We start from the raw sequence: 11977 nt of genomic DNA, 5'->3' as shown, positions 1-11977 counted from the left end.
ATATGTAAAAATTATTCAAGGAGAATTGCGGATTCTAGTTTGACCCATGCATCCTGAACGGAAAGGGGTAATTTCCTAGCCGTTTCTACTTTCAAATTGTGGGTAAAAAATAATTCTTTGACTTGATCTTTTGTGAGATTCAACTCCTCAGATATCTTGTTAATATAATCTAAAATCCCAGGAGCGAGAAACGCATCGACAGAATTATTGGGATTAAATGGAGGATATTCTTTTAATATTTCGGGATAATTCTTTGAACTCCCGCAGTTATTAGGGCCGTTCAGGTCAATGTAACATAATTCGAGATATGAGATTAAGGCATTATGTAAATCCCCGGAAGATTTGAAAACATCTCCTCTGTAAAGAATTGTATTTCTAAATAAACCCATATCGAGATTTTTAAAGTGACGATATCCGATTTGATTAATTATTTTCAATACGACTTCATTGTCCGTTGGCTCCTTACCGGATTTTAATTTTAGATTTTCTTTTGTCTGATCGAATTGTGTTGAATCAGCATTAAGATAAGAGAGAATTCGTTGGATGGTTTTATGATTTCGGATCTCCTGCAATCTCTTTTCAAACTCTTCAATCTGATCCTCCCGTAACAAAATTTTCTTTTTCTCCACAGGATCAGTTCGAACAATAATTATTTTATTACACGATGGGCATTTTTTCTTTGATGGGGGTATTTTGTCTAACAAATTATGACAATATGGACATTCGGGTTTCGGACCTGCATTGTCTGGTTCAGCAGATTTTGGTTGCGGGGCTGATCCCGACTTCCGCATTTCCATAAGGGATTGTTTCACATCACTATGTGTTGTTGTTAAGAGAGTATGAATTGATGATGAAAATTCGGGACTGTGCATCAGATCAGGTAATATTGGAGAACGGATATCCTGATCAAAAGAAATATTCGCAAATGACATGATATGTTGCGAAGGGTATTGCATTTTTAATTGATAGATTGGGTATGAATTTTTTCCGAATTCCTTCATCAGGTTTGATTCAAGTGTTTTCTGGAAAAGATCCGGGTAATCTTTGATGTATTTTTTATTGGTGAAACCAACCACTGTACTAATTGAGATAATTTCACCTGCTGTCAAATCCAAATGCATCAAGAATTTTCCAAGGATACTAACATTACTACAATAACTGATATCGTCAATGAGATCCAAAACTTTGATCAGCGTGTCTTTATCCTTATACAATATGGCTGACAATACGAGCGCATTTGCAGAATATGAAAGAAACGAGGGATGTTTGTGATGTTGACGAAGAGTTAAAATTGTATTTACTGCATCAGAATACTTTCCTGAGACTAAATGTCGTTCCAATCCATAATAATAGATAAAAACGTACCCGATATCCACCGGTTTCGTGATATCACAGAGCCACTTAAGGTAAATAAATCGCTGTCTGGGATTGAGTTGTCCATAAGATGGATAGTAACCTAACTTCTCGACGTTATCTGCATTTGTATTATAATCAACTGGCAATCCAGTGAAAATTAAACTGGGTTCGGTTTGAAAAGAAAAAGTTACCCGGAACAACTCATTTTCAAATAATATTTTTTGATCATTCTCTGGGCTGTAATTTTTATATTTCCCGTCCCCAAACCACAGTAATTGGCGAATATTTTCAGGAATGAGAAATTTACCTAAAAACGGGACAAGTGATTGTGATGGATTTTGTTGATTATTTATCTTGTTTATCAGGAGAATTTGATTATTATTTTCAACGTTCGGTTCTTTTCTCTTGAAAAAGTCAAATATTCCCATTAGCTCTTCCTCAATAACAACGAAATTATCTGCAGCCCTTTACACCTTTGATATTACACTGTGCCATTAATGGGCATTTTCCATTATCATTCATAAATGGTGGGCATGGAGGCAAAGCTAATATCTCTTCATTTTCTTCAGATTTCTCCGTGAGATCAATCATTGATTTTACTTTTCGGTACATCTCCTCTTGATTTTTATAAGTTATTTGGTAAACAAGAACGAGCTTGTTTAATTTTGGAAAAACTCTGATTATCAGTCCTTTATTCTTTCCGTGAAGTGCACAAATTATTCCTAATTCTGCCAGATGGTACTGAGATGGCTTTGTGTATTTCATTTCATCTCTCATGCTGACATTTTCGATATAGGGTACGATTTCCCCATCACGATGTACAGAACTTTTTATTTTTAACCAGCGGAATCCAATTCGGGCTCGAGGATCGCGCAATGATTCAGCTACCGATTGTCTCTCAGCTTTATCCAAATCAATTCCATGATGCCTTTTTAGATTTCCAACCGATGCCCACAAACAGGCTTTATATTCATACACTTCTTCGTTATCGAATGGGGATTCCATGCCAGATACGGTCTCCATGTAATGTTTCCTTGGAACAAGCATATCCCTGGTTGTGAGACAAAAAACATTAGGAATTCCCGACTCTTCCCTAACTTTAATCAATTGTTTAGTGAAGTTTTCGTCGTAAGTAATTTCCACAGATTTTTGAAGAGGCTTCGTATTTAGTGGGGCAAGTTCAGAACATGAACAGAGACTTTGAAGGTGATACTGGCAACCAGTGTCGAAGTACCGGCATCGACCTAACTTTGAGGGATCCTGATTTTCAAAGGCTTCATCGAGAAGATTTATTCGGGAGAGTAAAATTGATTTTATCGTTCCTTTGTCCTTGATATCAATTTTAAACGCTTTAATCTCATAAGGCTTTGAATTTTTCATAAAAACAAGGTAGTTATTTTTTGGACTTGATGGGTGAATTACAGAATAAAATGCAATTTGTTCAAGATCCTGCGGATAAGTTGAAATTATCTCCTCGGAAGTATTAGGAATAGTGTCTTTTGTTTTAAATTCAAGGAGTGAATCACCAAGCCGGTGATCAATTTTACCCCGAACACCTGGAATATTTACCCATGCACTGTCAAGTAGGCCTTCTTCTGCACAGAAATCCGGGAGATTCTTAAACCAGAGGCCAGCAAAATTATGCAACTGTTTTCCATATGCGAGTTTTCTAGCGATCTCTTGAGGTTTTTTAATATCCGGATGAATTCTTGAAAAGTAAGCTTGAGCCGGATTAGTTACATGAGTGATATAGTAATAGTTCCTTGGAGCTGGCTCTTCAGTAAGTTGAGCGTCCATCACTCCTTTTAAAAGAGAAGATAGTGCATCATCGTAAGTGATATTCGCTACAAACCCATTGAGTTCCTTGATAAGCCCCATGATATTTCCTATTTGACAATTTAATAATGAGAATATACTAACTCATTGATAATTAACTCGATTCAATTCGCTAACCCCAAATAGCCCCACACCAGAATACTTCTGATGCTCCTCTTCCTCGACACCGAAACCACCGGCCTCCCGAAATACTCCGCCACCGACCCGACAGAAAAATGGCCGAGAGTAGTCCAACTGGCCTGGTCGCTCTACGACAAAGAAGGCAACCGCCAGAGCCAGAACAGTTTCATCATTTACCCGACGGACTTCACCATCCCGATGGACTCTGCCAGGATTCATAACATCACGACAGAGCGGGCTAAGACGGAAGGTGTGTCACTGCATAAAGTACTCCCGCAATTCAATGCCGATGTTGAGAAGACATCGAAAGTCATCGCCCACAATCTCGATTTCGATCTGCCGATCGTCCACACGGAATTCGTGCGGTGCAGACTGGAAACGAATCTTATGAAGAAACAAACCGTCTGCACGATGAAACCCCGGGAGATCGTCTCGTGGTGCAAGATTCCCAAGGCCAGTGGATATGGATACAAGTGGCCGACCCTGAACGAGCTGCATATACAATTATTTCAAAAGGAATTCACCGATAGTCATAATGCCGGCGCAGATGTGGAAGCCTGTGCAAAATGTTATTTTGAATTACGGAAGAGGGGAATTATCGGGTAGGAATGATAGAATGGGAAAGACCGGTTTGAGTGGCCAGTCTTCATTGTTTTTCCTATGCAACAACCAGATCCCGGGATTCGCACCGTCACAACGAATTCACCAACAATTCTGCACTCAATGCGTGCACAATCCAGATTTCTCCTGCTCAATCCGCTACACGCTGTGTAGCCAATCTCATTTCCTGGCACGTCTCTTTCGCAATGCCCCGTACTGTAACCTTCAATATCCCGGCATCGCATGATTAATATTTACCGGGCGCATATAGATCCGTAACGCTATGACCGTACATGCGAAAATGCCTGCTGACCTTAAATCACCGGTGGCAGCGCCCCGGCAGAAACTCCGGAAGAGTGCCACCGGAAAGGAGACCGGATCCACATCACCCGTTGAGCGGATGCAGGGAAAATTTACGCATATAGATCCTGAGCTCGTCCGCAGGATCATCTCCGATCCGTCCCTGGAGCCGGCATAAATGCCTGGTGGCACTACCGTATTTATCGATGCCAATATCTTCCTGCATACAATTCTTGGGAATACCCGGGAATCTAAACCAAGTGCTTATTTTCTTTCACAGGTTGAAAGCGGCACTTTTCACGGAACGACCTCAGTAATTGTCCTGAACGAAGTCCTCCATCGTCTTCTCATTGCCTATGTGGTGAGTGAATGTAGGATCAGTCCTGAATCAGCCGTCAGTTACTTGAAAAAGAATCCTGCAGTGGTGCGCGATGCAAAGATGGTGTGGGAGCTGACCGAAGATATCATGAATATCAGAAATCTGGACATCTGCGGGATCTCTGATACAACATTTGCGCGATCGCTTCTCCTCATGCAGGAATACGGGCTGTTGAGCAATGACGCCCTTCATCTTGCCTGCATGGATGAGCATGCCATCACGACTCTTGCAACGTATGACAGGGATTTTGGAAACATCTCACGGATCAGTGTCTGGAATCCGTTACCCGTGAAATAATTTTCCGGTATGCCGGCCCGGACTAACCCCGATCCCTGACATTGTAATAGTGTCCCGTCATTTTCTCCCAATCGCCGCATCCGGACAAACCTCCGCAAACTTACAACTCATACACTCGCGTGGTGAAGGCTTTGCAGAGAAATCAGGGTACTCGTAACTCGCGTTCATCTCCGTAAATTCCCGTGGGATCATTTCCTGTACGTCGGATACCTGTTCCCAGAAAAAGGCATATGGTTTCGTCTCGCCGGTCTTCAGGAACACAAGTTCCGTGCGGATCTCATCAGGACTTTTCCGGTAATACTGCATCGCCCAGAGCACATACGTTGCCATCTGGAGTTCTGTCTCGTTCTCATCATCGTCCCTGCCGGTTTTCCAGTCGGTGAGTACAAGCATGCCGTCCGGCATTTTCCCGACAAAATCAACTTTGACGGTTACACCTACATCGCCGATCTTGAAATGATCGAACTCTTCGTGCCGGAGGCATTCCTGGTTCTGGTAACCCATCCACATCCTGAAGAAAGTTTGCAGGCAAGTCTTTCCATTCTCATTGATGGTAGCATAGAATGAATCAGGAATCTTGTCGCCGTTGTGGTATTCAGTGAAGGTCTCGCCGCCAATATTTTTGTAGAGCGAAACTTTTTTCGAGAATTCATTCATCGCTTCGACCAGGTTCATCGGCTTATTGTCGATATGGAGTTGAATCTGCTTATCGATGATATCGTGAATAAGCTGGCCCTGGACAACAAATTTGGAAGTGAAGTTCTTGAGCCACCGGATTTTTTCCGGATCAACAACCGGCTGGGATTTAACATACGGGGCAATGTATTCAAAATAATATTGGCGTTTGCACCGGTTCCAGACCCGGTGTTTGGTGAAGGACCATGAATTTATTTGATGGAAGAAGGGATCCAGTTCAACCATATGTTCCGGTTGTGGACTGTGATGAAATAACTTACTTTTTCTTTTTTTTGGTTTTTCCCTGATCGCGATAAAAAATTTTCATCCGACCCCACCACTCCCCGCATACAATTTCTCAAACGCTCTTTCCGTACACACTTGCTCGCGTGAAACCTCTCCAGCAAAAACAATGGCTATCCGGATGCAATCATCTTCCGGATTCCCGGTTCGTTCACATTCATTTTCAATCAGACCTTGCGCGAAAATTTTAGCCGGACCTTACTAAAAAAATTTTAATCAACCCTTTGCCCTTGGGTAATTTTTTTCAAGCAGGAGATGGAATATTTTTTTTCAAATTTTTTTGAAAAAAATCCCGGAAAATTTCCCCAAACTTTTTTCCGTAAAAATTTCCCGGCCCGTACTAAAACCGGGCACCGTAATCCCCGTCACCTGCGCCGTAAAACCCTCCATAATCCCCTTCCCTAAAACCCATTTTTTCCGGGTTTTGACCATCCCGAATCCGGGTCCTATCCAGGCTCCGATTCACCATTTTTCCGGAACGAAGCCCTATATGGGCCCGTATTGGGATCCGACAACCCCATGTTTGATACAAAACTCCTGGAGTTTTTTGCATAACAGGGGGTCCGGCAGATGTTCACGATTCTTCATCTCCCGTCTGAGAAGTGTTGATTTGCGGGGTATACTGCTCCGAAATGCCCGGGAAACGAAGGGATGGAGAGATCTGGCCGATAAACCTCTGCCCTGACAGGGATCTTTAAAACCCGGGTTTCTTCAACTCCACCCTCCCGCGACCAGAACATCGCAGCAGCTCCCTGTCCTCAAAGGAAACAGGTTCTAAACAGGCCGGTTTTTCTCAGCGCAAAATCGTCCGTTGGCCAGACCGGGACAAGAGCGCAATTTCCCGGAAAACTCCCCCAAAAAAAGGCCGAAACAGGCCGGTCGGGTTTCCACCAAAATAACTGATACAAGGCCATTCTGAACCCGGATTGGAGAAGACGGGCTCTACCCCACCTACGGTGATAAGATGCGACAGTATCATTAAAAATCAGATCATTTCTTTACAACACTTTGCTTTTTTCTGTTTTTTACAAAGATTATTTTTGAGGGAGAATCCTCTTTTTGTCTCTCCTCGATCTCAAAAAGATCAACTTTCCTGATGAGCTCGTAGATCTTTTTATACCCATATGACCGGGAATCAAAATCGCTTTGTTTTTTCAGGATCGTGGCACCGACCGTAGCAAGGTTGGCCCATCCGGAATCATCAGCGGAATCGTCAACCGCTCTACGGAGAAGCATAACAAGATGGGTATCCCCCTTCAACTGGTTCGTGGATTTTCGTTCGATGGTGTGGACTTGGACATCCTCTTCCTTCTCATCGGCTAATTCTTCACTGGGCAGACGAAGGTTTTCAGTAAGAATAAAAAGATCACATGCCCGTCGGAATGGTTCTGGTGTCTTATCTTCACCAAATCCATAAACAACGAGGCCTGCCTCCCGGATACGTGTTGCCAGTCGGGTGAAGTCACTATCACTGGACACTAAACAAAATCCATCAAATTTTCCGGTATGAAGTAAATCCATTGCATCAATGATCATTGCTGAATCAGTGGCATTTTTTCCGGTAGTGTAGGGAAATTGTTGTATGGGCTGGATCGAATAAGTAAGAAGTTTATCTTTCCAACCCGTCATTGATTGCGAAGTCCAGTCCCCATAGATCCGTTTCACACTGGCAATCCCGTATTTGGCGATTTCTTCGAGAAGACCCTGGATTGCAGCAGGCTGGGCGTTGTCTGCATCGATCAGGACAGCAAGTTTCATCTGTCGATCACCAGATTTTAGGAGAAATTCCATACTATCTCAGTAATAGCATGGAGTGTGTGATTATATTCTTTGTGAAATACCTGTCAATTTCATAAGAATTCCCTGTCACCGGCCTAAACCCCATGGAAATCTGCGATCGCTTGTACAAATGCGCCCAAATACGACCTCACCTCCCCGTCATCCCCGGATGCCCAACCTCCCCGCTCTACGGAACCCGGCCCATCCGGGAAAGAAGATGGCGACCCCCAATAAGCCCCATCTCCTGTACAACCCCCATAAGGAGATCCCGGGCCGGAGATTCCGGGCACTGTGCGGCAAAGAGCGTGACGATCCCTTTTCCTCACAACAAAAATCCGGCATGAACCATCAATCATTAGTACGATCACGGCGGTTATCTGTAGTGTGAAATGAATCACGGCGATTATATCCTGGAACTTTTAAAAAAACACCAGGGGACCGGCAGGACCCCTGATCCGGCATTCGGTACGGGAATCGCTCCGGTGTATCCCTGACGGCCTGCACGAGGACGTTCCAATAACGCCGGAAGGGATCGTCCAAGCAGAGGAATTCGGCAGGAAACTCAGAAACATCGTCCCGGACAAACCCCTCCTCCTCGGGTACACCGCCCCCCGGCGCTGTTGTATGACTGCCGAATCTATCCGGCGGGGATTTTCCTCTCCGGACAATACACGGGATCTCGGAATTCTCCCGGACGTTGAGAGTGTTATTGTTGATCCCGGCAATTTCAGTGCACTCTGGGAAGAGTTGGGCTGGCACACCCTGATACGGCAATGGCTCAGCGGGGAGATTCCCGAACATACCCTCCACAACCCGCACCGGTACAGCAACGGATTACTCCGGAAACTCGTATCATTCCCGGGCGTTGAGGATACCGATCTGCTGGTTGTGGTTGCTCACGATGTCACCACCCTGCCGGTCCTTGCCAGTGCCTGTGGCACAACCCTGACCACGATCGACTTTCTCAACGGGATCGTGATCAGCGGGGACCAGTACGGCGCCGAAATCCGGTTCGCCGATCCGGAAAATACCCTGCGTGCGGAATGGAGCCCGGAATAACCGGACACGTTGCCGGACATTGCAGTGAATGGATGGGCAGGGGAGATTGAAGATTCTTTTTTCTTGTGCGGATCAGATTATTTCGAGATGAAAGGCGCTGAATACGGTCTGTATCACGTTGCTCAGATCTCGCATAATTCCAGGCTAGTGCTCTCTTCCGTTGGATAGGAGAACGAATGATGCTTTCCGATTCTCTGCATAACCCCGGGCTTGTTCTTTTGCATCAGCTGGATCAACCGGGCTTTGATTGATATTTTTCCAGCCGCTATCGTTTTCGTGCTGAAAATTTTTTCATTTCAAAATGATCGCGATTAAAAGTTTTTTCAGCGTTCCGTTCCAAAAAATTTCAGCCGCGATCCGGTTGAAAAAGTAAAACGGATCTCATTAGTGAGCCATGACCTCTCTCCACAAAAATTCCCGGAACCCGAATGCTTCACAGCGAGGGTAACTCTTGAAATAAAATAGCACCCGGGGCCTCGTGCGGATGACAAAGGAACGCCTGGTGAAAAAATATCACGTCTGAGCTTCTTTTTCACGCCGGGTTTCTTCCCGCAGGATCTTTGCAATATCTTTCTTAAAACCCGGAATCATGTCCGTGACTATCTCCCAGATAACTTCAAAATCTATGTGAAAGTAGCCATGGGCAATTACGTCCCGCAACCCGGCTACCTGCTTCCACTCGACTGCAGGGTAACGGGCCTTAACGTCATCGGGCAGGTTCTTTATAGCCTCACCGATGACTTCAAAATTCCTGATCACGGCATCCTGGGTGCGGTGATCCGCGAGAAACTGTTCATACGACATTCCTTTCGTATAGTCCTGAATCTTTCCCGCGGCTTCTTTGATATCATCGAGAAAATGAAGATGTGATCTACGCATAGACCACCTCTCCGAGAATATAGGGTTTCAGCCGCTTTTTTATCGACCCCTTCATGACAAGATCGACTTTCCGCCCGAAGAGATCTTCCAGATAGAATTTGCATCCCATATAATTGTCGAAGGTCTTCTTTCCGGTCCGAAACGTGACAAGTACATCTACATCGCTCTCCGGCCGCTCCTCTCCTCGGATGAATGAGCCGAAGATACCAATCTTCGCAACGCCGAACCGTTTCTTCAGTTCCGGTTCATGCTGACGGAGGAGTACGAGTGTGTCCATATCATTCCAATATGATTGTGGTTGGTCTGTTCTTATTATTAATGCATTGACGAGACAGGTTTTTTACTAGTGGTTTTTTGGTTCTCCTGTCTCCGGTCCCCCCTGACTCTCAATAATCAGCTCGTGCCGGGTATCCCAAACCACCAACCCCAAATACCCTCTCCACCAAATTCAAAATCAAATGCTCCTCTTCCTCGACACCGAAACCACCGGCCTCCCGAAATACTCCGCCACCAATCCCACCGAAAACTGTTTGAATTCTCTTCGAATCCAATCCGTAAAAAATGAAGTCCCCCTTCATCTTCCTGAAGTCACTCTCTTTTTCTTTTATTAATCGAAGCCAAAAAGACTCCTGCACTACTGATTGCAATGATCGGCAGGATTCCGGAAAGCGGAGCGGGTTGGATCGTAAGGGTTGCATTTGGCTGATCCTTTGTGGATTCAGTTTTGGACATTCCGGCATCTGCATTTTTTGGTTCTTCAATAATCGTTGTATTACCCCATCGGTTAAAGAAATACACATGATCTTTCGTGCCTGCCGCGAAATAATTCCCGTCCCTTGAGGATATGACGCTCATTACATCGGATGGAGTAGTATAGTGCCAGAGCAGTGCTCCTGTTTTATCGAATAACAATAATTTGTTCGAAGAGCCGGCAAGCACAAAGTTACCACCTTCCGGGAGGGAAACTGCATTGACCCAGCCTTTATCGTCATAATAATTCCAGAGAAGTGCCCCGCTCCTGTTGAATAACCGGACATAATATTGAGAGCCTGCTGAAATGTATTCCCCATCTGATGAAACAGCAACCGATCTGAACCACGGACTGCTGGAATAATTCCACAACAATGTGCCCTTTTTGTCAAATACATAGAGCTTGTTCTCATCAATTCCGGCAATCGTTTCACCGTTACCCGACATCCCGATATCGATAAATGACAAATCTATAGGATAACTGTACGAAACCTTTCCATCCGAATCCACACCCGAAATACTCCCCAATGCGCCCCGCCAGGGACAATGGGAATTGGATGCAACTGCACTGGCAGTTCCGTTATCTGAAATCGCAATCCGGCAGATATCTTTTGGCATCGCAGTGCTGGATAGTATTGCCCTGCTTGAATTAAGCCGGTTGAGCGTCTTATCGATGGATACTACGACAACTGATCCATTCTCCGACATCGCAATAGTATTTCGTAGTTGTGAAATCTGGGGAAGTTTCCAGAATACGGTTCCATTCCGGTTGAAATAAACGGTTTCTCCAATATCAGGATATGGGTGGTAGAATACAGCAGCAGCATATTCTCCTGTGCCGGCAATTGAAACCGATGTGACGGATGTACTGGAATTTCCATAAGTCCAGAGTATTTCCCCCGTCCGTTTATACATCCGGAAAAAACCGTTATTCGATCCCGCGACAACATACCGGCCATCGTGTGAACAGGAAACCAGGATATTTTCAGTCCCGATCAAGTCTGACCAGATTGGAGTTGTTGGAATGCTGGATTCCGATAGAGTGTCAGATGCAGTCACGGTTTCATGTATACCTGATACCGGTAAAACTACGACGAGTAAAATCAATATTATGAGAGGTATATTTTTTATTTGGTTCATTCCAGCATTTTAACAATTATCCGGATTTCTTCAAACGCAATCCGGCAGCAACAATTCCCACCGCAAGGAGAACAATACCCGGTGATAACGGGGTTTCCGTTACCGGAGTTTTGTCTGGTCTGTTACCCGCCAGCTTATCTCGCTTAATCCGTTCGTTTATGACCAATTTAATCTCTTCCGGAGATAAATCGTTAACATTTTTTGATTCGCCAGATGGTAGCACGACAAATTGATCATTATCCATGTGTGCTCCTGTTGGCTTTTCATCAGCTGTTGAATAAACATAGTACAACGGCGTTCCGAACCGGGGGTCGACTATCGCTTTTATGTAAAAAAGCGGTCCATTTCTTTCAGATATCTGTCCTGTCAGGGTATTGTTGTAAAATAACAACCTCAGGTTATATTCTTTATTTCCCAGTTCAGGAATTTTCTCAAGATTCCCGCAATACCTGAGTATCCCGTCTTCAGGATCAGGATCCAGCGGGTTTTTATCCACCCACAACT

General features: G+C 44.5%; 13 protein-coding genes. 4 read left to right on the top strand and 9 right to left on the bottom strand.

The window, feature by feature from the left end; genetic code table 11:
* Window positions 1-11: 11 nt before the first annotated feature.
* Together M0R30_RS13310 and M0R30_RS13305 are read right to left on the bottom strand one after the other, a co-directional pair.
* Entirely contained in the window at window positions 12-1784 is a 1773-nt protein-coding gene (locus M0R30_RS13310) for a TerB N-terminal domain-containing protein (RefSeq protein WP_292547714.1), read from the bottom strand.
* A 25-nt stretch (window positions 1785-1809) separates the two neighbouring features.
* Window positions 1810-3234, bottom strand: coding sequence for a hypothetical protein (locus tag M0R30_RS13305; protein WP_292547712.1), 1425 nt, complete (start codon window positions 3232-3234; stop codon window positions 1810-1812).
* Window positions 3235-3339: 105 nt separating this feature from the next.
* On the opposite strand from M0R30_RS13305, the gene M0R30_RS13300 reads away from it, so the two are divergent.
* The 3 genes from M0R30_RS13300 (at window position 3340) to M0R30_RS13290 (ending at window position 4888) form a co-directional block, all read left to right on the top strand.
* Entirely contained in the window at window positions 3340-3918 is a 579-nt protein-coding gene (locus M0R30_RS13300) for a 3'-5' exonuclease (RefSeq protein WP_292547710.1), read from the top strand.
* Window positions 3919-4213: 295 nt separating this feature from the next.
* Entirely contained in the window at window positions 4214-4390 is a 177-nt protein-coding gene (locus M0R30_RS13295; protein WP_292547708.1) for a hypothetical protein, read from the top strand.
* Window positions 4391-4888 carry a PIN domain-containing protein gene (locus tag M0R30_RS13290; RefSeq protein WP_292547706.1) on the top strand — a complete coding sequence of 166 codons (498 nt, stop codon included), beginning with the start codon at window positions 4391-4393 and terminating at the stop codon, window positions 4886-4888.
* A 57-nt stretch (window positions 4889-4945) separates the two neighbouring features.
* Here M0R30_RS13290 and M0R30_RS13285 read toward each other — a convergent pair whose 3' ends face one another.
* Together M0R30_RS13285 and M0R30_RS13280 are read right to left on the bottom strand one after the other, a co-directional pair.
* Entirely contained in the window at window positions 4946-5809 is an 864-nt protein-coding gene (locus M0R30_RS13285; protein ID WP_292547704.1) for a PD-(D/E)XK nuclease family protein, read from the bottom strand.
* Window positions 5810-6856: 1047 nt separating this feature from the next.
* Window positions 6857-7624: an NYN domain-containing protein gene (locus tag M0R30_RS13280; protein ID WP_292547702.1), complete on the bottom strand. Its 768-nt coding sequence runs from the start codon at window positions 7622-7624 to the stop codon at window positions 6857-6859.
* A gap of 471 nt (window positions 7625-8095) precedes the next feature.
* Between M0R30_RS13280 and M0R30_RS13275 the strand changes: the two genes are divergently transcribed.
* Entirely contained in the window at window positions 8096-8704 is a 609-nt protein-coding gene (locus tag M0R30_RS13275) for a histidine phosphatase family protein (protein WP_366513138.1), read from the top strand.
* A 513-nt stretch (window positions 8705-9217) separates the two neighbouring features.
* On the opposite strand, the gene M0R30_RS13270 is transcribed toward M0R30_RS13275, so the two are convergent.
* From M0R30_RS13270 to M0R30_RS13250, 5 genes are all read right to left on the bottom strand, one after another.
* Entirely contained in the window at window positions 9218-9583 is a 366-nt protein-coding gene (locus tag M0R30_RS13270) for a DUF86 domain-containing protein (RefSeq protein ID WP_292547700.1), read from the bottom strand.
* Window positions 9576-9860, bottom strand: a complete 285-nt coding sequence (locus M0R30_RS13265) for a nucleotidyltransferase family protein (protein ID WP_292547699.1) — start codon at window positions 9858-9860, stop codon at window positions 9576-9578. Before M0R30_RS13265 ends, M0R30_RS13270 begins: the two co-directional genes overlap by 8 nt.
* 109 nt (window positions 9861-9969) lie before the next feature.
* Complete coding sequence (locus M0R30_RS13260) at window positions 9970-10161, bottom strand: hypothetical protein (protein ID WP_292547697.1); 192 nt, start codon at window positions 10159-10161, stop codon at window positions 9970-9972.
* 10 nt (window positions 10162-10171) lie between these two features.
* On the bottom strand, window positions 10172-11473 hold the full coding sequence (locus M0R30_RS13255) for a WD40 repeat domain-containing protein (RefSeq protein ID WP_292547696.1): 1302 nt from the start codon (window positions 11471-11473) through the stop codon (window positions 10172-10174).
* 16 nt (window positions 11474-11489) lie between these two features.
* The coding region (locus M0R30_RS13250; RefSeq protein WP_292547694.1) for a hypothetical protein at window positions 11490-11977 on the bottom strand (488 nt) is incomplete at its 5' end.

It is taken from the genome of Methanoregula sp., assembly GCF_023227875.1.
Lineage (GTDB): Archaea > Halobacteriota > Methanomicrobia > Methanomicrobiales > Methanospirillaceae > Methanoregula.
Note: the sequence above shows the minus strand (reverse complement) of the source record. Positions and strands in the feature narration are given on the sequence as shown.